This window comes from Plantibacter sp. CFBP 8798 (assembly GCF_014841195.1).
Lineage (GTDB): Bacteria > Actinomycetota > Actinomycetes > Actinomycetales > Microbacteriaceae > Plantibacter > Plantibacter auratus.
In genome coordinates, this window is sequence record NZ_JACYTS010000002.1 from 930537 (window position 1) to 954702 (window position 24166).

Annotated in this window: 20 protein-coding genes and 2 riboswitches; of the genes, 12 read left to right on the forward strand and 8 right to left on the reverse strand. The window is 69.0% G+C overall.

The genetic code is table 11. The annotated features are described in order from the left end of the window. The first annotated feature begins 1 nt into the window (after position 1). Genes IFU30_RS11410 through IFU30_RS11420 form a run of 3 tightly spaced genes read left to right on the forward strand, consistent with a single transcriptional unit; the run spans position 2 to position 3688 of the window. Complete coding sequence (locus IFU30_RS11410; protein ID WP_192005232.1) at positions 2–925, forward strand: ABC transporter permease; 924 nt, start codon at positions 2–4, stop codon at positions 923–925. Beyond that, positions 918–3023, forward strand: a complete 2106-nt coding sequence (locus IFU30_RS11415) for a dipeptide ABC transporter ATP-binding protein (protein ID WP_192005233.1) — start codon at positions 918–920, stop codon at positions 3021–3023. The genes IFU30_RS11410 and IFU30_RS11415 overlap by 8 nt, the downstream gene beginning before the upstream one ends. A 47-nt stretch (positions 3024–3070) precedes the next feature. After that, positions 3071–3688, forward strand: a complete 618-nt coding sequence (locus IFU30_RS11420) for a hypothetical protein (RefSeq protein WP_192005234.1) — start codon at positions 3071–3073, stop codon at positions 3686–3688. 82 nt (positions 3689–3770) lie between these two features. Here IFU30_RS11420 and IFU30_RS11425 read toward each other — a convergent pair whose 3' ends face one another. The 4 genes from IFU30_RS11425 to IFU30_RS11440 all read right to left on the reverse strand — a co-directional run bounded on the left by IFU30_RS11425 (position 3771) and on the right by IFU30_RS11440 (position 9098). Next, complete coding sequence (locus IFU30_RS11425) at positions 3771–5522, reverse strand: dipeptide ABC transporter ATP-binding protein (protein ID WP_079002093.1); 1752 nt, start codon at positions 5520–5522, stop codon at positions 3771–3773. Next, a complete protein-coding gene (locus tag IFU30_RS11430; protein WP_192005235.1) occupies positions 5519–6457 on the reverse strand; it encodes an ABC transporter permease in 939 nt (312 codons plus the stop codon). Before IFU30_RS11430 ends, IFU30_RS11425 begins: the two co-directional genes overlap by 4 nt. 13 nt (positions 6458–6470) lie before the next feature. After that, positions 6471–7403, reverse strand: coding sequence for an ABC transporter permease (locus tag IFU30_RS11435; RefSeq protein WP_153303412.1), 933 nt, complete (start codon positions 7401–7403; stop codon positions 6471–6473). Between the two features lie 75 nt (positions 7404–7478). After that, positions 7479–9098 carry a peptide ABC transporter substrate-binding protein gene (locus tag IFU30_RS11440; protein ID WP_240555714.1) on the reverse strand — a complete coding sequence of 540 codons (1620 nt, stop codon included), beginning with the start codon at positions 9096–9098 and terminating at the stop codon, positions 7479–7481. Positions 9099–9434: 336 nt separating this feature from the next. On the opposite strand from IFU30_RS11440, the gene IFU30_RS11445 reads away from it, so the two are divergent. Next, on the forward strand, positions 9435–10247 hold the full coding sequence (locus IFU30_RS11445) for a CPBP family intramembrane glutamic endopeptidase (protein WP_342450853.1): 813 nt from the start codon (positions 9435–9437) through the stop codon (positions 10245–10247). Between the two features lie 75 nt (positions 10248–10322). Here the strand turns inward: IFU30_RS11445 and gcvP are convergent, their stop codons facing one another. The 3 genes from gcvP to gcvT are packed head-to-tail and all read right to left on the reverse strand — an operon-like array spanning position 10323 to position 14746. Continuing rightward, positions 10323–13244, reverse strand: a complete 2922-nt coding sequence (gcvP, locus tag IFU30_RS11450; RefSeq protein WP_192005238.1) for an aminomethyl-transferring glycine dehydrogenase — start codon at positions 13242–13244, stop codon at positions 10323–10325. Further along, positions 13244–13618, reverse strand: a complete 375-nt coding sequence (gene gcvH / locus IFU30_RS11455; RefSeq protein WP_124769004.1) for a glycine cleavage system protein GcvH — start codon at positions 13616–13618, stop codon at positions 13244–13246. The genes gcvP and gcvH overlap by 1 nt, the downstream gene beginning before the upstream one ends. 3 nt (positions 13619–13621) lie before the next feature. Next, positions 13622–14746, reverse strand: a complete 1125-nt coding sequence (gcvT, locus tag IFU30_RS11460; protein WP_192005239.1) for a glycine cleavage system aminomethyltransferase GcvT — start codon at positions 14744–14746, stop codon at positions 13622–13624. A gap of 56 nt (positions 14747–14802) precedes the next feature. Next, a riboswitch (glycine riboswitch) is annotated at positions 14803–14906 on the reverse strand. A gap of 1 nt (position 14907) precedes the next feature. Further along, positions 14908–14993: riboswitch (glycine riboswitch) on the reverse strand. A 151-nt stretch (positions 14994–15144) separates the two neighbouring features. Here gcvT and IFU30_RS11465 point away from each other — a divergent pair. From IFU30_RS11465 to IFU30_RS11500, 8 genes are all read left to right on the forward strand, one after another. Continuing rightward, complete coding sequence (locus tag IFU30_RS11465) at positions 15145–15927, forward strand: NUDIX hydrolase (RefSeq protein WP_192005240.1); 783 nt, start codon at positions 15145–15147, stop codon at positions 15925–15927. Further along, on the forward strand, positions 15924–17231 hold the full coding sequence (gene nadA / locus IFU30_RS11470; protein WP_064296425.1) for a quinolinate synthase NadA: 1308 nt from the start codon (positions 15924–15926) through the stop codon (positions 17229–17231). Before IFU30_RS11465 ends, nadA begins: the two co-directional genes overlap by 4 nt. 1 nt (position 17232) lies before the next feature. Then, on the forward strand, positions 17233–18858 hold the full coding sequence (gene nadB / locus IFU30_RS11475; protein ID WP_192005241.1) for an L-aspartate oxidase: 1626 nt from the start codon (positions 17233–17235) through the stop codon (positions 18856–18858). Further along, positions 18852–19703, forward strand: a complete 852-nt coding sequence (gene nadC, locus IFU30_RS11480; RefSeq protein WP_192005242.1) for a carboxylating nicotinate-nucleotide diphosphorylase — start codon at positions 18852–18854, stop codon at positions 19701–19703. Before nadB ends, nadC begins: the two co-directional genes overlap by 7 nt. A gap of 1 nt (position 19704) precedes the next feature. After that, positions 19705–20847, forward strand: coding sequence for a cysteine desulfurase family protein (locus IFU30_RS11485; protein ID WP_192005243.1), 1143 nt, complete (start codon positions 19705–19707; stop codon positions 20845–20847). A gap of 108 nt (positions 20848–20955) precedes the next feature. Continuing rightward, entirely contained in the window at positions 20956–21156 is a 201-nt protein-coding gene (locus IFU30_RS11490; protein ID WP_064296429.1) for a hypothetical protein, read from the forward strand. A 135-nt stretch (positions 21157–21291) separates the two neighbouring features. Next, positions 21292–21507, forward strand: coding sequence for a hypothetical protein (locus tag IFU30_RS11495; RefSeq protein WP_079705518.1), 216 nt, complete (start codon positions 21292–21294; stop codon positions 21505–21507). A gap of 218 nt (positions 21508–21725) precedes the next feature. Further along, a complete protein-coding gene (locus IFU30_RS11500) occupies positions 21726–22295 on the forward strand; it encodes a carboxymuconolactone decarboxylase family protein (protein ID WP_192005244.1) in 570 nt (189 codons plus the stop codon). 16 nt (positions 22296–22311) lie between these two features. Here IFU30_RS11500 and IFU30_RS11505 read toward each other — a convergent pair whose 3' ends face one another. Continuing rightward, positions 22312–23967, reverse strand: a complete 1656-nt coding sequence (locus tag IFU30_RS11505) for an ABC-F family ATP-binding cassette domain-containing protein (RefSeq protein WP_192005245.1) — start codon at positions 23965–23967, stop codon at positions 22312–22314. Between the last annotated feature and the right edge of the window lie 199 nt (positions 23968–24166).

Sequence of the window (24166 nt, forward strand, 5' to 3'; positions counted from 1 at the left end):
CATGGCACTGACCGACCCATCGACCCTCACCGTCGGCGAACCCGAGACGATGCGGGATGCACCAAAGCGGCCGCAGTCCCGCGGACGCACGATCCTCCGGAAGGTGCTCGCCACGAAGCGCGCCCGCATCGGTGGAGGCGTCCTCCTCTTCATCATCCTCTGGGCCTTCATCGGCCCGCTGCTCTCCCCCTGGTCCTTCACCGACCAGGACGGCCTCGCCTTCAGCCAGCCGCCCTCGCTGTCGCACTGGTTCGGCACGAACAACATCGGCCAGGACGTGTACGCGCAGACCCTCGTCGGTCTGCAGAAGTCCATCGTCATCGGCCTGATCGTCGGCCCGGGGGCGGCGATCATCGCCGGACTCATCGGGGCCATCGCCGGTTACGTCGGCGGTGTCTGGGACAAGGCGATCGTCTGGCTCATCGACCTGCTCCTCGTCATCCCCGGATTCTTCCTCCTCGTGCTCCTCAGCCCGGCGTTCAAGTCGCTCTCCTGGCTCGCCCTCGTCGTCTTCCTCGTCCTGTTCGGCTGGATGGTGCTCGCCCGCGTCATCCGCGGGCAGACGATGTCGCTCCGCGAACGCGAGTACGTCAAGGCCGCGCGCTTCATGGGCGTCCCCGGGTTCACGATCATCCGTCGGCACATCATCCCGAACGTTGCGAGCCTCCTCATCATCGACGCGACGCTCGGCATCGGCGCGGCGATCCTGTCGGAGACGACGCTGAGCTTCTTCGGCTTCGGCGTCCAGGCGCCCGACGTCTCGCTCGGTACTCTCCTCGCCGCCGGTGCGAGTGCGGCCGTGACGCGGCCCTGGCTGTTCGTCTTCCCGGCAGCGATCCTCGTCATCACCGTGCTCGCCTCGAGCCTCCTCGGCGACGCCCTCCGCGACGCCATCGACCCGACCTCAGGAGCCAACCGTGACTGACCCCCAGGCGACCGCGCCGCTCCTCAAGGTCGACGACCTCAGCGTCACCTTCCCCAACGCCGGCACGCCGGTGCACGCCGTCCGCGGTGTCTCCTACGAGGTGCGGCGAGGCGAATTCCTCGGCATCGTCGGCGAGTCGGGCTCCGGCAAGAGCGTCTCCTCGATGGCCGTCATGGGACTGCTCCCGACCAATGCGCAGGTGAGCGGCAGCATCCGCTACGACGGCGTCGAGCTGCTCGGCCAGTCCGACAAGGAACTGTCGAAGATCCGCGGGCGCGACATCGCCATGATCTTCCAGGATCCGCTCTCGGCCCTCACGCCCGTCTACACGATCGGTCAGCAGATCGCCGAGGGCCTCCGTCTCCACGACTCCGCGCTCTCGCAGCGCGCCGCCGAGACCCGGGCCGTCGAACTCCTGAAGATCGTCGGCATCCCGAACGCGGAGCGGCGTGCCAAGTCGTTCCCGCACGAGTTCTCCGGTGGCATGCGTCAGCGGGCCATGATCGCGATCGCCATCGCCAACGACCCGCAGCTGATCATCGCCGACGAGCCGACCACCGCGCTCGACGTCACCATCCAGGCGCAGATCCTCGAGGTGCTCCAGAAGGCGAAGGACATCACCGGTGCCGCCGTGGTGCTCATCACGCACGACCTCGGTGTCGTCGCCGGCAACGCCGACCGGGTGGCCGTGATGTACGCGGGTCGGATCGTCGAGACGGCACCCGTCGTCCCATTGTTCCGCGAACCCCTCATGCCGTACACGATCGGTCTGCTGCGCTCCATGCCGAACATGGCCGCGAACCAGCAGGAGCGACTCGTCCCGCTCGAGGGACGCCCACCGCTGTTGACGACCGTGCCGACCGGCTGCCCCTTCGCCCCGCGCTGCCCGATCGCCGTGGCCGCCTGCCTCGAGGGTGAACCGGCGCTGCTCCCCGTCCTCGACGGTCCCGTCGAGGACCCGACGACCTCGGTCAACCACACCGCGGCGTGCATCCGCGCCGGCGAGATCGCCGACGGGTCGCTGCGCCGCCCGGAGATCTTCCCTCGGCCGGACGAGGTACCGGAGGAGCTCGTCGCCGAGGTCGCTCCGGAGACCGTCCTCGACGTCCGCGACCTGACCCGCGCCTTCCCGCTCACGAAGGGCGTCGTGTTCCGTCGCCACATCGGCACCGTCCGCGCGGTCGACGGGGTCTCGTTCAGCGTCCAGCGCGGACGCACCCTCGGCCTCGTCGGGGAGTCCGGCTGCGGGAAGACGACGACGATCATGGAGATCCTCGAACTCGCCAGGACGCAGGGCGGCAGCATCCACGTGAACGGGGTCGACACCGCGACGCTGTCGAAGCCCGACCGCCGGAAGCTGCGCAGCGACATCCAGGTGGTGTTCCAGGACCCGATGGCCTCGCTCGATCCGCGCATGACGATCGAGGACATCATCGGCGAACCGTTGACCGTCCACGGGGTCTCCCCCACCGAGATCCGCTCCCGCGTCGGTGCCATGCTCGAACTCGTCGGCCTGGAACCGTCCTTCGCCGGCCGGTACCCGCACGAGTTCTCGGGTGGCCAGCGACAGCGCATCGGCATCGCCCGGGCGCTCGTCGTCGAACCGAAGATCCTCGTGCTCGACGAGCCGGTCTCCGCGCTCGACGTCTCCGTCCAGGCCGGCGTCATCAACCTGCTCGAAGACCTCAAGCAGCGGCTCGGACTCTCGTACCTGTTCGTCGCCCACGACCTCGCCGTCGTCCGGCACATCGCCGACGACGTGGCGGTCATGTACCTCGGGCGCATCGTCGAGTACGGACCCAGTGCCACGATCTTCGACGACCCGAAGCACCCGTACACGCAGGCGCTCCTCTCCGCGGTGCCGGTCCCGGACCCCGAGATCGAACGCAGCCGGCAGCGCATCCTGCTGAACGGCGACCTCCCCTCCCCCAGCGACGACCGGGTCGGCTGCAGTTTCCGGAGCCGCTGCCCGCTGTTCCAGCTGCTGCCGGCGGAGAAGCAGGCGGTCTGCGAACGCGACGATCCGCGAGAGCGCCCCGTCGACGGACGGCTCGTGGCGTGTCACCATGCGGAGAGCGACCGGCTCGTCACCGCCTGATCGAGCCGTGCGGCCCCGCGGGTCGGCGGCCTGGAAGGATGGTGGACGTGAACGAAGCGACGAACGCCGGCAATCGGACCACTCTGCGGAGCACGAGCGGCTTCTGGATCCTCGGGGTCACCGCCCTGCTCATGGTCTTCTTCATCATCGACGCCGTCGGCCGCGGGGCCTGGAACTTCGCGGTCCAGGCGCTCCCGTGGGAGCTCCTCGTCGTGTGGCTGGTCTACCTCGTCCTCGTCCGCCCCTGCATCGTCATCGAGCCGTCGCAGCTGACCATCGTGAACGTGGGGCGTCTCCACGACATCCCGTGGTCGCGCATGGAGGAGGCGACCAGCCGCTACCAGCTCACGGTGCTCCTCCGCGACGGTCGGAAGATCACGAGCTGGGGCGCGCCGAGCGCCGGTCTCGACCGCCCGTCGATGATCGGCGGACGCGCCGGACGACGCGGGGTCGACCACCAGGACCGCGCGGCGGGTGTCCGCCGACCCGGTCGCGCCGGGAACGAGGGTCCGACGGCCGTAGACCTCATCGACCGTGCGCACGAACGCTGGGGCCGGATCGACCCGAAGGACGACCGCCTCGCCACTTCGCGCTGGGACGTCGTCGCCCTCGGCGTCACGGCCGCACTCGTCCTCTGGGGCGTCGCCTCGGCGCTCCTCGGCTAGCGACCGGCGGACGCCTCCCGCAACGTCGAAGGGCGGTGTCCCGGATCACTCCGCGGCACCGCCCTTCGACGTGGTGCGCCGGTTACAGCGCGAGCTCGATCCCGGCGCCGGGGATGGCGTCGAGGAGTTCGCGCGTGTACTGCTGCTTCGGGTTCTCGAAGACGTCGTCCGTGGTCGACGCCTCCACGATCTTCCCCTTCTGCATGACCGCGACGTTGTCGGCGATCACGCGCACGACCGCGAGGTCGTGGGTGATGAAGAGGTACGTCAGCTGCAGCTCCGACTGGAGGTCGGCGAGCAACTGCAGGATCTGCGCCTGGACGAGGACGTCGAGCGCGGACACCGCCTCGTCGAGGACGACGATCTCAGGCTTCAACGCGAGTGCGCGAGCGATCGCGATGCGCTGACGCTGTCCACCGGAGAGTTCGTTCGGGTACCGGGTCGCGACCGCCTGCGGCAGCGAGACCTGGTCGAGGAGCTCCAGCACGCGAGCACGGCGGGAGGCCTTGTCGCCCACCTTGTGCGTTACGAGCGGTTCAGCGATCGTGTTGCCGATGTTCCGCAGCGGGTCGAGGGAACCGTAGGGGTCCTGGAAGACCGGCTGCATCTTCCGGCGCAGCGCGAGGAGGCCCTTGCGATCGAGCCCCTCCATCACTTTGCCACCGATGCGGATACTGCCCGAGGTCGGAGTCTCCAGTTGGAGCAGCAGCTTCGCGACCGTGGACTTGCCCGAACCAGACTCGCCGACGAGGGCCATGGTGGTGCCCTTCGGGATCTGGAACGAGACACCGTCGACAGCCTTCAGCTCGCTCGCCTGACCTTTCTGTCCACGGATCTTGTACACCTTCTCCAAGTCGTCGACGACGATCGCCGGCTCGACCTTCGCGAGATCGAGCTGCGCGGCGGCACGGTGCTCCGCTGCGACGATGAGGTCGATCCCCTCGGAACCGGCCGGGGCCTCGTGCTCGAGCGTCTCCAGCGACCCGGTCGCGGACTGGATACGACGGGATGCGAGGCTCGGCGCCGCAGCGACAAGACGCTGTGTGTACGGGTGCACCGGGTTTTGGAGGATCTCGACCGAGGGACCGGCTTCGACGATCTGCCCCTTGTACATGACGATGAGCTTCTCGGCCCGCTCGGCGGCGAGGCCGAGGTCGTGCGTGATGAAGAGCAGCGCCGTGCCGCTGTCGCGAGTCAGGCTCTCGAGGTGGTCGAGGATCTTCCGCTGCACCGTGACGTCGAGCGCCGAGGTGGGCTCGTCCGCGATGAGCAGCTTCGGGCTCGAGGACAGACCGATACCGATGAGCACGCGCTGACGCATGCCGCCGGAGAACTGGTGCGGGAACTGCTTCAGGCGACGGTCGGCGTCGGACAGACCGGCCTGCTGGAGCACCTCGATCGCCTTGGCGCGAACGGCCTGCTTGCCCTGGGCGATGCCGTTGGCACGGATGGCCTCCTCGACCTGGAACCCGATGTTCCACACCGGGTTCAGGTTGGACATCGGGTCCTGGGGCACGAAACCGATCAGGCGTCCGCGAACGTCCTCGATCTCCTTGCGCGAGAGCTTGGAGAGGTCGCGACCCTCGAAGAGGATCTCGCCGCCCGTGATCTTGCCGGTCCCGGGGAGCAGGTTGATGATGGCGTGCGCCGTCGTCGACTTACCGGAACCCGATTCACCGACGATCGCGACCGTCTCACCGGGCATCATGGTGAAACTCGTCTTACGGATGGCCTGGACGGTACCGCTCTGCGTCCGGAACCCGACCTCGAGGTCCTTGACCTCGAGGAGCGGCTGCCCGGTGCGTGCGCCGGCCGATGGGGTGTGGCTGCTCAACGGAGTGCCCTCGCCTTCGGGTCGAGTGCATCGCGCAGAACCTCGCCGAGCATGATGAAGCTGAGCACGGTGAGCGAGAGCGCGATGGACGGGTAGATGAGCACTTGCGGAGCGGTCCGAAGGTCGCGCTGGGCCTGCGAGATGTCCGCGCCCCACGAGATCGATTCCGAGCCGAGTCCGACGCCGAGGAAGGACAGCGTGGCTTCCGCGACGATGGCCGAGGCCAACGACAGCGTGATCACGACGATGACCGGGGCGATCGAGTTCGGCAGGACGTGGCGCACGAGGATCCGGAACCGCGAGACGCCGAGAGCGATGGAGGCCTGCACGTAGTCCGCGTTCTTCACGCGCAGGATCTCAGCACGGAGCACTCTCGCGACGCTCGGCCAGACGAACAGTCCGACCGCGAGGGAGATGGTCCAGACACTGCGATATGCGGCGAGAGCCGACATGACCACGACCGCGGCGAGGATGTACGGGATCGAGAAGAAGATGTCGCCGATGCGCGAGAGCACCGAGTCGACCCAGCCGCCGTAGAAGCCGGACAACGCACCGAAGCTGATGCCGAGCACGCAGACGATCGCGGTCACGATGAGCCCGACCGCGAGCGACGTGTTGGCGCCGAAGATGACCCGCGAGTAGATGTCGCAGCCCTGCTTCGTGAAGCCGAGCGGATGCGCGAGCGACGGGTCGCCGAGGCTGTTGTCGAGATTGCAGCTCCGTGGATCGACGTGTGAGAACAGGCCGGGCAACAGCGACACGACGACGACGAGGACGATGAGCACGGCCGAGATCCAGAACATCGGCTGACGGCGCATGTACGCCCAGGCGTCGGTCCAGAGGTTACTCGGCTTCTCGTCGACCTTGACAGCATCGATCACCGCGAGCGGCGTCTCCTCTAGCGGGGCGACGAAGTGCGTGGATGAACGCTTCATCTGTGGTTCCTGATCATGACTTGACATAGCGGATCCTCGGGTCGAGCACGGCGTACAGCAGGTCGACCAGCAGGTTGACGAGCAGATAGACGAGCACCATCACGGTCACGAAGGACACGACGGTGGGCCCTTCCCCGCGGATGATCGCCTGGTAGAGCGTGCGACCGACACCGGGCACGTTGAAGATGCCCTCGGTGACCGTTGCTCCGACGATGAGCACACCGAAGTCGACGGCCAGGTAGGTGACGACCGGGATCAGCGAGTTACGGAGGATGTGCACCGGGATGATGCGACGACGGCTGAGGCCCTTCGAGGCCGCGGTGCGCACGAAGTCGAGCGACTGGGTCTCGATCACGGCGCCGCGGGTCAGGCGGGTGATCTGCGCGAAGCTGATCGTCGCGAGCACGAGCGCCGGAAGTAACAGGTCCTGTATCGGCGCACCGGCACCGACGGTCACCCTGAACCAACCGAGTTGGATGCCGAAGACGAACTGCGCGATGAACGCCACCACGAAGACCGGCAGCGAGATGAGGATGAGGCTGACGACCAGGAAGGACGCATCGAAGATACCGCCCTTGCGGAGTCCCGAGACGAGCCCGATCGTGATGCCGGCGACCATCTCGAAGAAGACGGCGAGGACAGCGAGGCGGAGCGTGACCGGGAAGGTCTGCGCGAGGATCTCGGAGACCGGCTGCCCGGAGAACGAGGTACCGAGGTCGCCGGTGAGGATGCCGCCGAGGTACAGGAAGTACTGCACGATGAACGGCTTGTCGAGGTTGTACTCCGCGCGCAGCTGTTCGAGGACGGCCGGGCTGGGGGTCCGGTCGCCGAAGAGCGCGAGGATGGGATCGCCAGGGAGGGCGAACACCATGAAGTAGATGAGGAACGTCGTACCGAGCAGGACCGGGATGGCCTGCAGGATACGGCGGAGGATGTAATTGCCCAAAGCGGGACTCCTGAACTCGTGAAAACTGGGTGGGCCCGGAAGAACCGGACCCACCCAGTTGTGCCGTCTACAAGATTACTTGGTGATCTCGTAGTAGAGGGGCACGGAGTTCCAACCGAACTCGACGTTCTGGACGCCCTCGCCGAATCCACCGCTCACGTTCTGGTACCAGAGCGGAATGGCGGGCAGGTCCTTGAACAGGACCTCCTGGGCCTCCTGGAACTTCTTGTTCGCAGCATCCAGGTCGGACTCGCTCGCACCCTCGCTCAGCAGCTTGTCGAACTCGGGGCTCGAGTAGTCGCCATCGTTGGAGGAAGCGCCGGTCGCGTACAGCGGGCCGAGGAAGTTGTACAGACCCGGGTAGTCGGCCTGCCATCCGCTGCGGAACGCGGTCTGGATCTGACGGCTCGTGATGCTCTCGCGGAAGTCACCGAAGACGGCGACCGGGACACCGGAGGACTCGATACCGAGGGTGTTCTTGATGTTGTTCGTCACAGCGTCGACCCAGGCCTGGTGCGGTCCGTCGGCGTTGTAGGCGATCTGGAAGGAGCCGTCCCACGGGGAGATGGCGTCAGCCTCGGCCCAGAGTTCCTTGGCCTTCTTGTCGTCGTTGGTCAGTACCTCGTTGCCGGGGATGTCCTTCGAGTAGCCGTCGATGACGGGCGAGGTGAAGTCGGTCGCCGGGGTGCGGGTGCCCTCGAAGATGACGTCGGTGATCTGCTTGCGGTTGATCGCGTAGGAGATCGCCTGACGACGCAGCTGACCCTCTTCGCCGCTGAAGTGCGGGAGGCGGGACGGGATGGTGAAGGACTGGAAGACGGCAGCGGGCTGGTTCACAGCGCGGTCACCCAGGTCGTCCTGGAAGGTGGAGATGGCCGAGTCGGGGATCTGGTCCAGGACGTCGAGGTTGCCACCGAGCAGGTCGGCGTACGCCGCGTCGAAGCTGGCGTAGAAGTTGATCGTCACGCCGCCGTTCTTCGGCTTGCGGCCACCGTTGTACTCATCGTTGGTGACGAGCGCGATGGACTCATTGTGCTTCCAGGCCTTCTCACCATCGAGCTTGTACGGGCCGTTGCCGATCGGGTTCTGACCGAACTCGGCCGTGACCTTGCCAGCCTCGTCGAACGCCGACTTGGGCAGCGGGTAGAACGAGGAGTATCCGAGGCGCAGCGGGAAGTCAGAGCGAGCCTCGTTGAGCTCGACCGTGAAGGTCGTGTCGTCGACGACGTTGAGGCCGGTGAGGGGCTGGTCGGCGTCGTAGCTGAAGCCCTTGATGTCCTCGAAGAAGTAGCTGTTCTTGCGAGCGTTCGAGAGGAGCGCGGCGTCCTGCCAAGCGTTCACAAACGACTCGGCGTCAACCGGGTCACCGTTGGTGAACTTCTGGTCCGGCTTGATCTTGATCGTGAAGGTGATCGAGTCGTCGGTCTCGATCGACTCGGCCAGGTCGTTGACCGGCTTGCCCTTGGCGTCGTAGTAGACGAGGCCCGCGAAGATCTCGTCGAGGATCTTTCCGCCACCGACCTCATTGGTGTCGCTGGGGATGAGGCCCGACTCCGGCTCAGAGCCGTTGGTCGTGATGATGGATGATGCGCTGCTGGTGCTCTCGCTGCTGGAACCGCCACCGGAACAACCGGTGAGGACGAGAGCCCCTGCTGCGATGATGGCGGCGGCAGAGCCGAACCGACTGAACTTCACAGTTCCTCCTTGGGGAAAGGGCAAGCGAAAACAGCGCATCGTGTGCGCTGGATCGCTCTTTGAATACTCTGACGATAAGCAGAAGCAGGACGGCGAGCAAACTGGGACGCCAAACGTTACACAGCGGTAACCCAATCGCCGGATTGTTGCTCACGGATGCTTTTTCGTGCACGGATCCCGCCCACGACGCAACAGAACGATCATGATCGCAAAACTCGTGCAGTCACTTCGTCGTTCTGGATACGAATCGTAAGGCGTTCGTCTCCTGATATCCGCCGAGCGGACGCGCAGATGGTATGCGGTGCGCTCGGAGCCACCAGCCAGCAGAATGGACCGGTGAGCGAACAGAACACCACCGAGCGGGGACCGGACCTCCCCGAGGGCGCCGGAAACAACCGTCGGTGGTGGGAGATCGGCGTCGTCCTCGCGCTGAGCCTCGGGGCGTCGGCGGTGTACTCGATCATCTCGCTCATCGCGAAGCTCACCGCGGGGCCGCCGCTCTCCGATCAATCTGCGGCGATCAACACCACCCAGGCCACCCGGGAGTGGCTCGACTTCAGCTACCAGTTCCTCGGGCTCTTCTTCCAGCTCGCGCCGGTCGCCCTCGTCATCTACCTGCTCTGGCAGCCCGGACGCAGCGGCTTCGCGCGGATGGGACTCGACCTCCGCTCCCCCGGACGCGACCTCGGCCGCGGTCTGCTCCTCGTCGCCGCTATTGGTGTCCCCGGCATCGGTGTGTACGCGTTGGGCCGCGCACTCGGCGTCACGGTCGCGGTCTCGACGTTCCCCGACACCATGTACTGGTGGACGATCCCGATGCTCGTCTTCTCCGCCCTCCGCGCCGGCCTCCAGGAGGAGGTCATCATCGTCGGCTACCTGTACACCAGGCTCCGCGAGATCGGGTGGGGGTGGTGGACGATCATCCTGTCGACCGCCGTCCTCCGCGGGAGCTACCACCTGTACCAGGGCATCGGGCCGTTCTTCGGCAACGTCGCCATGGGGATCGCGTTCGGCTGGTGCTACAAGCGCTGGGGGCGGGTGATGCCGCTCGTCGTCGCGCACACCGTCATCGACATCATCTCGTTCGCGGGCTTCCCGCTCGCCGTCGCCTGGTGGCCGGAGATCTTCGCCGCGACGCCCTCCTCCTGACGACCCGTTCGCCCATCACGGGGCGAACGAGCACTCCCTCGCCCACGAATGGGCGAGGGAGTGCTCATGGACCGGCTAGGCGAAGGCCTCGGGCGGCGGGCAGGCGCACACGAGGTTGCGGTCGCCGTACGCCTGGTCGATGCGACGCACCGGCGGCCAGTACTTCGTACGCACGAGCGTGTGTACGGGGTAGACGGCGAGCTCGCGCGAGTACGCGTGCGTCCACTCCCCCTCGATGACCGACTGGGCCGTGTGCGGCGCCCCGACGAGCGGGTTGTCGTCGGCAGGCCACTCGCCCGCCGCGACGGCGTCCGCTTCCGCCTTGATCGCGATCATCGCGTCGACGAAGCGGTCGACCTCGGTGAGGTCCTCGCTCTCCGTCGGCTCGACCATGAGCGTCCCCGCGACGGGGAACGACATCGTCGGCGCGTGGAACCCGTAGTCGACGAGACGCTTGGCCACGTCGTCGACGGAGATCCCGGTCGCCTCCTTGAGCGGACGGAGGTCGAGGATGCACTCGTGCGCCACGAGGTCGCTGTCGCCCGTGTACAGGACGGGATAGTGGTCGCGCAGTCGCGCAGCGATGTAGTTCGCCGCGAGCACCGCGGCCCCGGTCGCCTCGCGGAGCCCTTCCGAACCCATCATGCGGACGTACGCCCACGAGATCGGCAGGATGCTCGGGCTGCCGTAGGGAGCCGCCGAGATCGGACCGCCGTCGTGCACGACCGTCCCGCCGCCGAGCAGCGGGTGCTCGGCCCGCTGCGCCAGCGGGTGACCGGGCAGGAACGGCGCGAGGTGCGCCTTGGCGGCGACCGGCCCGACACCGGGGCCGCCACCGCCGTGCGGGATGCAGAACGTCTTGTGCAGGTTCAGGTGCGAGACGTCGCCGCCGAACTCACCGAACCGCGCGTACCCGAGCAGCGCGTTGAGGTTCGCGCCGTCGACGTAGACCTGGCCGCCGGCGTCGTGCACGGCCTGGGTGATGGTCTTCACCTCGTGCTCGTAGACGCCGTGGGTGGACGGGTAGGTGATCATGAGCGCAGCGAGGGACTCGGCGTTGGCCTCGATCTTCGACCGGAGGTCGTCGAGGTCGACGTTGCCCTGCTCGTCGCACGCGACGACGACCACACGCATGCCGGCGAGGACGGCGGAGGCCGCGTTCGTGCCGTGCGCACTCGAGGGGATGAGGCAGACCGTCCGTTGATCGTCGCCGTTCGCGCGGTGGTAGCCGCGGATGGCGAGGAGACCGGCGAGCTCGCCCTGGCTGCCGGCGTTCGGCTGCAGCGACACGGAGTCGTACCCGGTGACCTCGGCCAGCCAGGTCTCGAGCTGGTCGACGAGTTCGAGCGAGCCTGCGACGTCCTCACGCGGGGCGAACGGGTGCAGCCCGGCGAACTCGGGCCAGGTGACGGCCTCCATCTCGGTGGCGGCGTTGAGTTTCATCGTGCACGAACCCAGCGGGATCATCCCCCGGTCGAGCGCATAGTCGCGGTCGGCAAGCTGCTTGAGGTACCGCATCATGGCGGTCTCCGAGTGGTGGGTGTTGAACACCGGGTGCGTCAGATACTCGGTCTCGCGGGCGAGCGTGGCCGGGTACTCCGACACGGCGCTCGGACCGAACGCCGAGGCGGACGCCCCCTCGTCGAAGACGTACGCCGACGGCTCTCCGGCGGTGGCGGTCCCAGCGGTCGTGAGCACCTCGACGAGGGTCGGGACGACGCTCTCGACCGCGCTCACCTCGTCGAAGCTCATCGAGACGGTCGTCTCGTCGACGGCCCACAGCAGGAGGCCGCGGTCGTGCGCACCCGACACCACCGCTGCGCTGTCGGCGACGCGCACCTGCAGGGTGTCGAAGTAGTGCTCCGTGAGCACCTCGACACCCGCCGACCCCAGCAGACGGGCTGCACTCGCGGTGGTCGCGTGCACCGACTGCGCGATCCGCTTGAGCCCGTCTGGCCCGTGGTACACGGCGTACATCGCGGCCATGACCGCCAGCAGGACCTGGGCCGTGCAGATGTTGCTCGTGGCCTTCTCACGGCGGATGTGCTGCTCGCGCGTCTGCAGCGTGAGCCGGTAGGCGGGGTGACCCGCCGCGTCCTGGCTGACGCCGACGAGGCGACCGGGCATCTGGCGCTCGAGGCCCTTACGGACCGCGAGGTACCCAGCGTGCGGCCCGCCGAAGCCCATCGGCACGCCGAAGCGCTGGCTCGTCCCGACCGCGATGTCCGCGCCGAGGGAACCGGGCGAGGAGATGAGCGTGAGGGCGAGGAGATCGGCCGCGACGACCGACACGCCGCCGGCCGCCTTGACCGCCGCGATGATCGCCGACGGGTCCCACACGAGCCCGGAGGCACCGGGGTACTGCACGAAGACACCGAACGCCGCCGGGAGGTCCTCGGGCGAGGTGGTCGACAACGGCAGCTCGACGAGGTCGATGCCGACCGCTTCCGCGCGACTCCGGAGGAGCGCCTTCGTCTGCGGGTACGCGTCGGCGTCGACGATGAACGTCGCGTCGGCGAGCTTCGAGGCCCGGCGCGCGAGGAGCATGCCTTCGACGACCGCGGTGCTCTCGTCGAGCATCGAGGCGTTGGCCGTGTCGAGACCGGTGAGGTCGGCGACCATCGTCTGGAAGTTGATGAGCGCCTCGAGGCGGCCCTGCGAGATCTCGGGCTGGTACGGCGTGTAGGCCGTGTACCAGGAGGGGTTCTCGAGCACGTTCCGCTTGATGACCGCCGGTGTGATCGTGTCGAAGTAGCCGAGACCGATCAGGCTCCGGTTCACCGTGTTGCGGCCGGCGAGCTCACGGAGTTCGGCGAGCGCCGCGCGCTCGGTCGCGGGGTCGGGGATGCTCGACGAGGCGAGTTCGGCGGCCGTGATCGCGGACGGGACGGCCGCGGCGAGCAAAGCGTCGACGCTGTCGTACCCGACGGCGGCGAGCATCGTCGCCTGGGCGGCGGTGTCGGTTCCGATGTGCCGTTCTGCGAAGCGGTCCGCCATCACTCGCCCACCAGCGCGGCGTAGTCGTCCCAGCTCAGGAGCGTGTCGGGCAGCGCGTCGTAGCGCACCGAGACGAGCCAGCCGGCACCGAACGGGTCGCTGTTGACGAGCGACGGGTCGTCGACGACGGCGCCGTTGGCCTCGACGACCTCGCCGTCGAGCGGGGCGAAGAGCTCGCCGACGGACTTCGTGGACTCGATCTCGCCGACCACGGTGCTGGCTGAGAGCGCCGCGCCGACGGCGGGGAGGTCCACGAAGACGACGTCACCGAGCTTCTCGGCGGCGTAGTCGGTGATCCCGATGACGGCGAGATCGCCCTCGACGCGGATCCACTCGTGCTCGGCGGTGTACTTGAGGGTGGTCTTGTCGGCCATGGGTTACTTCTCTCTCGAATAGAAGGGGAGCGTGGTGACGGTCGCGGGGATCCGCGTGCCGCGGACGTCGATGTCGAGCACGGTGCCCGGCTCGGCGTGGTCGGGGTGCACGTAGGCCATGGCGATCGGGTGTCCGAGGGTCGGCGACAGCGCCCCGCTCGTCACCTCGCCGACGGTCGTGTCGCCGGCGAGGACGCGGTAACCGGCACGACCGGCACGACGCCCCTCGGAGACGAGGGCGACGAGCACCGGTGCGTCGTCCGCCGGACCGGCCTCGACGGCGTCACGACCGATGAACGTGCCGTGCTTGCCGAGTGCGACGACGCGACCGAGTCCGGCCTGCACGGGCAGCATGTCCGGACCGAGCTCGTGGCCGTACAACGGCATGCCGGCTTCGAGCCGGAGCGTGTCGCGACTGGCGAGCCCGGCGGGGACCAGTCCGAGCGGTGTCCCGGCGGCGACGATGGCGTTCCACAGCTCCACGGCGTCGGCCGCGTCGACGTACAGCTCGAACCCGTCCTCGCCGGTGTACCCGGTGCGCCCGATGAAGACCGTGCCGTTCTCGAAGGAGGCACCCGTCGCGCGGTAGTACTTCACCTCGTCGAGGGAGGGCAGTTCGTCCAGGATGTGGAGCCCCTCGGTCGCCTGGAGGATGGCGCGGGAGGCGGGCCCCTGGACGGCGATGAGCGCGATCTCGTCGCTGCGGTCCATGACGACCACGTGCTCGAACGCCGCGGCCCGCTCGGTGAGCGCTGCGACGACGGCGTCGTGGTTGCCCGCGTTCGCGACGACGAGGTACTCGTGCTCACCGTTGCGGTAGACGACGAGGTCGTCGATGATGCCGCCGGCCTCGTTCAGCAGCAGGGAGTACTTGGCCTGGAGCAGATCGATGGCGGACAGCTTGCCCGCGAGCGCCTGGTCGAGGAAGTCGGCGGCGTCGTCGCCCACGACCTGGATCTCGGCCATGTGGGAGATGTCGAAGATGCCGGCGGCGGTGCGCACGGCGTGGTGCTCGGCGAGGTCGCTCGAGTACCGCACGGGCATCTGCCATCCGGCGAAGTCCGTGAAGCTCGCGCCGGCGGCTTCGTGGACGGCATGGAGCGGGCTGGTTCGTTCGAGGTCGGTCACGAGTTCTCCGGGGTCGCGTGGTGCGCTGCGGACACCTGACGGTGCCCGTTGGGAACTCCCCCTCTGTCATTGGCCTGAGAGCTTCACGAGCGCCGCTGCTGCGGACACTGCTTTCACCGTCGGCGAGCGCACCACGAACGTGCGCTGCTTTCCAGAGTGGCCAGTCCGATGCGGTACAGGACCTGAGAGATTGGCGGGGAGGCTTGCTCCTTCGGTGCCGGCGTACCGGCTCTCCCGCATCGTGTTTGCGGCCCGATGTTCGATTGAGCCGCCAGCATATCGCGAGTGGTCGCCTCGGCGCAGGACCTTGTTCGAGTCAGGTGTACACTAAGCCTGTATCGAGTACAGGTCATTTCTACCTGAAGTGCCGCCGGTGCTCCGGAACACGGAGATCCCCCATGCAGCGATCGACGACTCCCGCGGAGCAGACGGACCCGCAGGTCGGCCTCGCGGTCTCGACCGTCATCTTCACGCTCCGAGCCGACGACGGGTTCGGCGCGACCGTCCCGCAGCCGGGCATCTGGCTCCCGCTCGTCCGGCGCATCCGTGAGCCCTACGACGGCCTCTGGGCGCTGCCGGGCGGCCCGCTCGGTGCCGCGGAGTCCCTCGCGGACGCGGCCTCGTCGACCCTGGAGACGACCACCTCACTCCGCCCGCGGTACCTCGAGCAGTTGTACGCGTTCGGCGACCTCGACCGCTCCCCCGCCGAGCGGGTCGTCTCGATCGTCTACTGGGCGCTCGTCGGGTCCGACGAGGCGAAGCGCACGCGGCTCGGCCAGAACGTGCGCTGGTTCCCGGCCGACGCGCTCCCCCCGTTGGCGTTCGACCACCGCGACATCGTGGAGTACGCCCTGTGGCGACTCCGGAACAAGCTGGAGTACAGCCACATCGCGCACGCCTTCCTGGGCGAGACCTTCACCCTCTCCGAACTCCGGGAGGTGCACGAGGCGGTGTTGCAGAAGCAGCTCGACCCCGCGAACTTCCGACGCCAGGTCGAGTCCTCCGGTCTCGTCCTGCAGACCGACGAGCTCCGTACCGGTGGGCGCCACCGCCCGGCGCGGCTCTATCGGTGGACCCAGCCCGTCACCCGACCGGAGACCCCGTCGCCCGGGCGGTCGACGAGCCGCAGGCCCACGACGTCCACCCCGACCACCCGTCAGCAGTCCGAGGAGCCAGCATGACCATCACCGCATCCGTCGACGACACCATCCAGCAGATCACCGAGGGTGCGTCCGACGGCGCGACCTGCGCGCCCGAGCTCGCGGCCGGGCCCTGGGTGTTCGACCTGCAGCCGCCGAGCTACGGCCCTGGCGCGTCGATGGGCGACGTCATCCCGACCGGTTCGCCTCGGCAGGGCCAGCTCCCGGCCGCCTATCGCGACGCCTCCAACGATGAACTCCACCGCCGCATCGTGGCCGCGAAGCAGACCCTCGGAGACCGCGTCGTGATCCTCGGGCACTTCTACCAGCGGGATGAGGTGGTCCAGCACGCCGACTACATCGGCGACTCCTTCCAGCTCGCGAACGCGGCCAAGGCACGCACCGAGGCCGAGGCGATCGTGTTCTGCGGCGTGCACTTCATGGCCGAGACGGCCGACCTCCTGTCCGGACCCGAGCAGGCCGTGATCCTCCCGAACCTCGCCGCCGGCTGCTCGATGGCCGACATGGCGGACATCGACCAGGTCGAGGAGGCGTGGGAGGCCCTCGAGGCGCTCTACGGGACCGAACCGGACGCCGACGGCCGGGTACCGGTCATCCCCGTCACCTACATGAACTCCTCGGCGGCGCTCAAGGGCTTCTGCGGTCGGCACGGCGGGATCGTCTGCACGTCCAGCAACGCGGAGACGGTCCTGCGGTGGGCCTTCGAGCGCGGACAGCGGGTGCTGTTCTTCCCGGACCAGCACCTGGGTCGGAACACCGCCAAGAAGCTGGGCGTGCCACTCGAGCACATGCCGATGTGGAACCCGAACCGCCCGCTCGGCGGCAACGAGGCGACGGACCTCGAGCAGGCCGAGGTCATCCTGTGGCACGGCTTCTGCTCGGTGCACAAGCGGTTCACCGTCGACCAGATCGACCGCGCCCGGGCGCAGCACCCCGGCGTCCGGGTCATCGTGCACCCCGAGTGCCCGATGGCGGTCGTCGACGCCGCCGACGAGGCGGGATCGACGGACTACATCCAGAAGGCCATCGCGGCGGCGCCGGACGGCACCACGTTCGCGATCGGCACCGAGATCAACATGGTGCAGCGCCTCGCCGCGCAGTACCCGCAGCACACGATCTTCTGCCTCGACGACGTGATCTGCCCCTGCTCGACGATGTACCGCATCCACCCCGGCTACCTGGCCTGGGTGCTCGAAGGACTCGTCGCGGGCGAGGTGCTCAACCGCATCACCGTCTCCGACGACGTGGCCGTCCCGGCCCGCCTGTCGCTCGAGCGCATGCTCGCCGCGAAGCCACCGGTCGCCGCCGGAACCCAGGCCGGCTGACATGGCGACGGTGCTCGTGGTCGGGAGCGGGATCGCCGGGCTCGTGGCCGCGATCCACGCGAGTGAACGGCACGAGGTCGTGGTCGCCACCAAGGACGTCCTCGGCCAGAGCAACACGCGCTATGCGCAGGGCGGGATCGCCGGGGTCATGTTCGACGACGACCGCGTCGAGGACCACGTCCGGGACACGCTGCTGGCCGGCGCGGGGCTGTGCGACGAGGAGGCCGTCCGGGTGCTCTGCACCGAGGGGCCCGAACGGATCCGCGAGCTCATCGCCTTCGGTGTGGCGTTCGACCGCGACGGCGACGGCTTCGCGAAGGGCCTCGAAGCGGCCCACTCCTACCCCCGGGTGCTGCACGCCGGTGGCGACGCGACCGGCGCGGCGATCGAGACGGCGCTCGTCGAGACGCTTGCGGCCCGGCGGGTAACCGTGCTGGAGCACACCGTCCTCGTCGACCTGGTCGTCACCGCCGGGACGGTCACCGGTGCACACCTCCGGTCCTCCGAGCGAGGTGCGTTCACCGTCGACGCCGACCACGTGATCCTCGCCACCGGCGGTGTCGGGCAGCTCTACCCGTTCACGACCAACCCGGCGGTGGCGACGGGCGACGGCGCCGCTGCAGCACTCCGTGCTGGAGCGGTGCTGGCCGACGTGGAGTTCGTCCAGTTCCACCCGACCGCGCTCGCCGCACCCGGCAGCTTCCTCGTCTCCGAGGCCGTCCGCGGCGAGGGGGCCGTCCTCCGGGACGCGAACGGTGAACGCTTCATGCGGGCGCTGCACCCCGACGCCGAGCTGGCACCACGCGACATCGTCGCCCGAGGGATCGCCCGGGCCATGGCCGCGCAGGGCGGCGCCCCGGTGACGCTCGATGCGACCGCGCTCGGCGCGGACCGCCTCGCCGCGCGGTTCCCGGGGATCGACGAGCACCTCCGAGCCTCCGGCGTCGACTGGTCGCGCACACCGGTCGCCGTCGCCCCGGCCGCACACTATTGGATGGGCGGTGTCGCCACGGACCTCGACGGCCGGACCACCCTGCCCGGGCTGCTCGCCGTGGGCGAAGTCGCTCGCACGGGCGTCCACGGGGCCAACCGCCTCGCCTCCAACTCGCTCCTCGAGGGTGCCGTCTTCGCGGCCCGCGCCGTCGCGGCGATCGATGCGGCACCGGGTCCGATCGCCGGTCGCCCGGGGCTCGGTGGTGAGCGGGTCGTCCTCGATCCCCTTGCGGCCGATGACGACCTCCGACTCCCAACGGACCCCGTCGAGCCCTTCAGCCGCGCGGCGCTCCACGCCGTGATGTGGCGGGATGCCGGGCTGGTCCGTGACGCGCGTGGTCTCGAGCTCGCGCGCCGGACCCTGGACCGTTGGTCGACCGAGCTCGACGACGTCGTCACCGCGCCACGGTCGGTCGCGGCCACCGAGGACCGCAACCTCCTGCTGCTCGCCCGGGCCGTTGTCGCCGCTGCCCTCGCGCGCACCGAGTCACGCGGCGCCCACGCCAGGGACGACCATCCCGGTGTCGATCCGGATCAGGCGTCGCCGATCGCGATCACCCTCGCGACGCCGGCCGACGCGCCCCAGCCCACCACCCACCCATCCGTGAACGGAACCGTGCTCGCACCATGCTGACCCCACATCTCATCGACACCACCGTCACCGCGGCCCTCGTCGAGGACGCCCCGTGGGGCGACCTGACGGCGGCGACCCTCATCCCGGAGGACGCCACGGCCTCGGCCTCCCTGACCGCGCGCGAGGCGGGCGTCTTCAGCGGTTCGGCTGTGTTCGAGGCGGCGTTCCGACTGACCGACCCACGCATCACGGTCGCGTTCCTCGTCGCCGACGGCGAACGGTTCGCTGCGGGTGACACCATCGCCATGGTGTCGGGTCCGGCGCGTGCCGTCCTGACCGCTGAGCGCGTCGCCCTGAACTTCGTCCAGCGGATGAGCGGCATCGCGACCATCACCGCGGCGTACGTCGAAGCCGTGTCCGACACCCGCGCCCGCATCGTCGACACCCGGAAGACGACCCCGGGCCTGCGCGTCTTCGAGCGCCACGCGGTGCGATCGGGCGGCGGGCACAACCACCGCCATTCGCTCTCCGACGCCGTCATGGTCAAGGACAACCACCTGGCGGTCCTCCTCGAGCGCGGCCTGACGGTCACCGAGGCGTTGCTGCGGGCTCGCGAGGAGCTCCCGCACACGACGACGATCGAGGTCGAGGTCGACCGCCTGGACCAGATCGAGGCGGTGCTCGCGGCGGGCGTCGACACGATCATGCTCGACAACTTCACCGTCGACCAGCTCCGCGAGGGCGTCGCGCTGATCGCCGGCCGCGCCATCGTGGAGGCGAGCGGGAACGTGACGCTGACGACGGTGCGGGCCATCGCGGAGACCGGCGTCGATGTCATCTCCTCCGGTGCCCTCACCCACAGCGTCCGGTCCCTCGACCTCGGGCTCGACGTCTCGGTCGACTGAGATGCTCTACCTCGACAACGCCGCGACGACGCCGGTGCGCCCGGAGGTGCTCGAGGCGATGTGGCCGTACCTGACGAGCACCTTCGGCAACCCGTCGAGCCATCACACCGTCGGCGAGGCGGCGGCCGGGGCGTTGCGGGACGCCCGGCGACGCGTCGCGACCGTGCTGGGCGTCCGACCTGGAGACGTGGTGTTCACCTCGGGCGGCACCGAAGCGGACAACCTCGCAGTCAAGGGCATCACCCTGGCGGCCCTCGATCGCGGACGCCATGTCGTCACCTCGCCGATCGAGCACGAGGCGGTCGCGGAATCGGTCGCGTACCTCACGCGGTTCCACGGGGTCGAGGCCACCGTCCTCCCGGTGGACGGGACCGGCCTGGTCGACCCGGCCGAACTCGCCGCTGCACTGCGGCCGGACACAGTGCTCGTCTCGGTGCTGGCGGCCAACAACGAGATCGGCACGGTCCAGGACCTGTCGGCGCTCGGAGGCGTCGCCCAGGCCGCAGGCGTCCCGTTCCACACCGATGCCGTGCAGGCGGCGGGATGGCTGCCGCTCGGACTGGATCGCCTCGGCGTGGACGCGCTGAGCCTGGCCGGCCACAAGCTCGGTGCTCCGAAGGGCGTCGGACTGCTCGCCGTGCGCGGCTCCCTGCCGTTGGAACCGCTCCTGCACGGTGGCGGTCAGGAACGCGGTCGCCGGAGCGGGACCGAACAGGTGGCCGCCGCCGTCGGGCTCGCGACGGCGCTGGAGCTCGCCGAGCGTGATCGGGTGGAAGCGGTGGACCGCGTCAGCGGACTGCGTGACGCGTTCATCGCGAGGGTCCTGAACGAGGTCCCGCGTGCTCGGTTGACGGGCCACCCGGAACGACGCCTACCGGGTATCGCATCGTTCGTGTTCCCCGGGACCTCCGGCGAGGCGGTCCTCCTCGAACTCGAACGGCGGGGCGTCATCTCCTCGAGCGGCTCCGCGTGCGCCGCCGGCAGCGACGAGCCGTCACCGGTCCTCCTCGCGATCGGCATCGCTCCAGAGGTCGCGCAGACCGCCGTGCGCTTCAGTTGGACCGCCGCCGTCACCGCGGCCGAGCTGGACCGGACGGCGAGCGCCGTCGTCGCCTCGGTGGAGGCCGTCGCGGGTCTCCGCTGAACCCCACGACGACCGACCGGACGGATCCGGCCGCGCGTTCGGTGACGGCTGTCCGACGCCGGGTGTCTGGCGGCACCCTCCGCCGGAGGCTGAGCTACGGTGGGATCCATGAGCACCGAGCAGGACGCGGCAGACCGCGCACGACGTCGACACGACAACGAGGACGCTGACGCCGTCACCCGGTTCCTCGCCGAGCGTGACCCGGAGTACGACCTCCACACCGAACGTCTGGTCGACCCGGAGGAGGTCATCCTCAAGGACTGGCTGCCGCACGCGACCCCGACCGACGGTGGCGCCCCCGCCCCCTGAGCGACGGCGCCCCCGCGCGCCGGATCGTCTCATGATCTAGCCGTCCACGCCTCGGAACACAAGTGGTTGCCTCGCGGGCGCGGGCCCGCGAGGCTGGAACGGTGACCGAGAGTCGGGATCAGAGACGGAGCTGACATGGGATTCCTGGACAACGCCAAGGACGCTGCTGAGGCGACCGGCCGGAAGATCGGCGAGACCGTCGAAGACGCCAAGGACCGGATCGGCGACAAGGTCGACGAGGCCAAGGCCGACGCGAAGGTGAAGCAGGCGGAGGCCGACGTGAAGAAGGCCGAAGCCGAGCGCGACACCACCGAGGCGAAGAACGACTACAAGGAGCAGCTGCGCGACTGACGCGCCCTCTGAACGACGAGGACCCCGCCTGGCGAACGCCGCGGGGTCCTCGCTCATTGTCGGGGCGCGGGTCTTCCCGGCGACAACCGGGGCCGGTGATGCCGATGTGATCGCCGAGACCAACCGGAAAAGGGTTCTGACAGCGCCGATCTCGAGTGCCATCATGAACGGTAGCCGCGGACGCCCGGCCCGCGGCCCGTTCCGACGAGGTGGCCGACATGTCGATCCTCCACACCATCCCCGAAGCCGATGCCGATGCGACGACGGCGGCGATGTACGACGACGACATCGCCGACCAGGGTTTCGTCGCGGCGCACACGAAGGTGATGGCGTTGAACCCCGGGGCCTACGCCGCGTGGGAGGCGCTGATCGGTGAGATCGCCCGACCGCTCGGCATGCGACGCTACGAGCTCGTGACGCTCGCCGCGGCGCGAGGGATGCGGTCACGGCATTGCCGTCTCGCTCACGGCCGGAGATCGCTTGCGCTGTTCGAGGAGGACCAACTCGTGCGGATCGCGGCGGACTATCACGACGCCGGCCTGAGCCCCGCGGAGGTCGCGATGATGGCCTACGCCGAACGGGTGGGTCGCGACTCGGACCGGATGACCGACGCCGACAGCCTGACCCTGCGCCAGCACGGCTTCTCCGACCGGGAGATCCTCGACATCACGCTCGCTGCGGCCGCTCGCAACTACTACAGCCGGGCGATCCAGGCGCTCGCGGTCGAGATCGACGTTCCCGAGGACATCGGACCCGAACTCCGTGACGCGCTCCTCCGAGGCCTCTGAGCGGTACCGCCGCGGGCTAGCGCTCCGCGACCTGGCCGGCCTCGACGACCCACCGCCGTTCGATCCGGACGGTGTCGAGCATGCGGCGGTCGTGGGTGACGAGGAGGAGTGTTCCGTCGTAGCTCTCGAGTGCCTCCTCGAGCTGTTCGATCGCAGCGAGGTCGAGGTGGTTCGTCGGCTCGTCCAAGACCAGCAGGTTGATCCCCGTCGCCTGGAGCACGGCGAGCCCGGCGCGGGTGCGCTCCCCCGGTGACAGCTCGTCGACGGGCCGGTTCACGTGGTCGGCCTTCAGCCCGAACTTCGCCAGCAGCGTCCTGACCTCTCCCGGACTGAGGTCGGGCACGGTCGCCTCGAAGCGGTCGGCGAGCGGCTCCGTGCCGACGAGCAGTGAGCGGGCCTGGTCGATCTCGCCGATCCGCACACTCGAGCCGAGGCTCGCGCTGCCCGCGTCGGGTTCGCGACGACCGAGCAGCGTCGCGAGCAGGGTGGACTTGCCGGCGCCGTTGGGCCCGGTGATGCCGATGCGATCGCCCACGTTCACCTGGAGCGACAGGGGGCCGAGCTGGAAGTCGCCCTGCCGGACGACGGCCTCGGACAGCGTCGCGACGACCGTGCTCGAACGCGGTGCGCTGCCGATCGTGAACTGCAGCTGCCACTCCTTGCGCGGTTCCTCGACCTCGTCCAGCCGGGCGATGCGACTCTCCATCTGCCGGACCTTCTGGGCCTGCTTCTCCGAGGACTCCGCCGAGGCCTTCCGCCGGATCTTGTCGTTGTCGGGCGCCTTCTTCATCGCGTTCCGCACGCCCTGGCTGGACCACTCCCGCTGCACCCGGGCGCGACCAATGAGATCGGCCTTCTTGTCGGCGAACTCGTCATAGGCGTCGCGGGCGTGCCGCCTGGCGACCTCACGCTCCTCGAGGTAGGCCTCGTATCCGCCCCCGAAGACGCGGTTGCTCTGCTGTGCGAGGTCGAGTTCGAGGACGCGCGTGACGCAGCGGGCGAGGAACTCGCGGTCGTGGCTGACGAGCACCACACCCCCGCGCAATCCCTGCACGAAGCGTTCGAGCCGCTCCAAGCCGTCCAGGTCGAGATCGTTGGTCGGTTCGTCGAGGAGGACGATGTCGAATCGCGACAGCAGCAGCGCCGCCAGTCCGACGCGAGCGGCCTGCCCACCGGACAGCGAGGTCATCATCGTGGTCGTGACATCCGCGTCGAGGTCCAGCCCGAGGTCGGCGAGGACCGCGGGGATCCGCTCCTCGAGATCGGCCGCGCCGCTCGCCAACCAGCGGTCGAGGGCGGCGGAGTAGACGTCCGCGGGGTCCGGGCCTGCCTGCGGGGGTTCGGCGAGCGCCGCGGCGGCGGCATCCATCGCCTCGGTCGCCGCAGCACAGCCGGTGCGCCGGGCGATGTAAGCGGCGACGCTCTCGCCGACGACGCGCTCGTGTTCCTGCGGGAGCGCGCCCACGAAGGCGTCGGAGGGCGACAGCGAGATCGTGCCTGCCTGCGGTTCGAGGGAGCCGCCGAGGAGCTGGAGCAGGGTCGACTTCCCCGCGCCGTTCATCCCGACGACGCCGATCACGTCACCCGGTGCCACCGTCAGATCGAGGCCGTCGAACAGGGTGCGGTGGCCGTGTCCTCCGGCCAGGCCTTGGGCCACGAGCGTTGCAGTCATAGGTCAATCGTCTCACTCGGACCGGGCGCAGGAGACCGTTCATTCCGCGCCACCCTCGCGCCCGCCCGCGAATAGCACGACATCACGATCGGGTACGCGTTCCGCACTAACCGACTGGGCGCCCCCCGAAGGTGTTACACAGGGAGCAGTTGCGGTTGATGTCGCCATGTTCTTTGGCTTCGCGCCCCTCCCACACGGA

Coding starts and splice junctions, on each gene's coding strand:
- gcvH (WP_124769004.1), bottom strand. CDS start 13,618: ATGGCCGACAAGACCACCCTCAAGTACACCGCCGAGCACGAGTGGATC.
- IFU30_RS11485 (WP_192005243.1), top strand. CDS start 19,705: ATGCTCTACCTCGACAACGCCGCGACGACGCCGGTGCGCCCGGAGGTG.
- IFU30_RS11410 (WP_192005232.1), top strand. CDS start 2: ATGGCACTGACCGACCCATCGACCCTCACCGTCGGCGAACCCGAGACG.
- nadC (WP_192005242.1), top strand. CDS start 18,852: ATGCTGACCCCACATCTCATCGACACCACCGTCACCGCGGCCCTCGTC.
- IFU30_RS11495 (WP_079705518.1), top strand. CDS start 21,292: ATGGGATTCCTGGACAACGCCAAGGACGCTGCTGAGGCGACCGGCCGG.
- IFU30_RS11430 (WP_192005235.1), bottom strand. CDS start 6,457: ATGAAGCGTTCATCCACGCACTTCGTCGCCCCGCTAGAGGAGACGCCG.
- IFU30_RS11490 (WP_064296429.1), top strand. CDS start 20,956: ATGAGCACCGAGCAGGACGCGGCAGACCGCGCACGACGTCGACACGAC.
- nadA (WP_064296425.1), top strand. CDS start 15,924: ATGACCATCACCGCATCCGTCGACGACACCATCCAGCAGATCACCGAG.
- IFU30_RS11500 (WP_192005244.1), top strand. CDS start 21,726: ATGTCGATCCTCCACACCATCCCCGAAGCCGATGCCGATGCGACGACG.
- nadB (WP_192005241.1), top strand. CDS start 17,233: ATGGCGACGGTGCTCGTGGTCGGGAGCGGGATCGCCGGGCTCGTGGCC.
- gcvP (WP_192005238.1), bottom strand. CDS start 13,244: ATGGCGGACCGCTTCGCAGAACGGCACATCGGAACCGACACCGCCGCC.
- IFU30_RS11505 (WP_192005245.1), bottom strand. CDS start 23,967: ATGACTGCAACGCTCGTGGCCCAAGGCCTGGCCGGAGGACACGGCCAC.
- IFU30_RS11465 (WP_192005240.1), top strand. CDS start 15,145: ATGCAGCGATCGACGACTCCCGCGGAGCAGACGGACCCGCAGGTCGGC.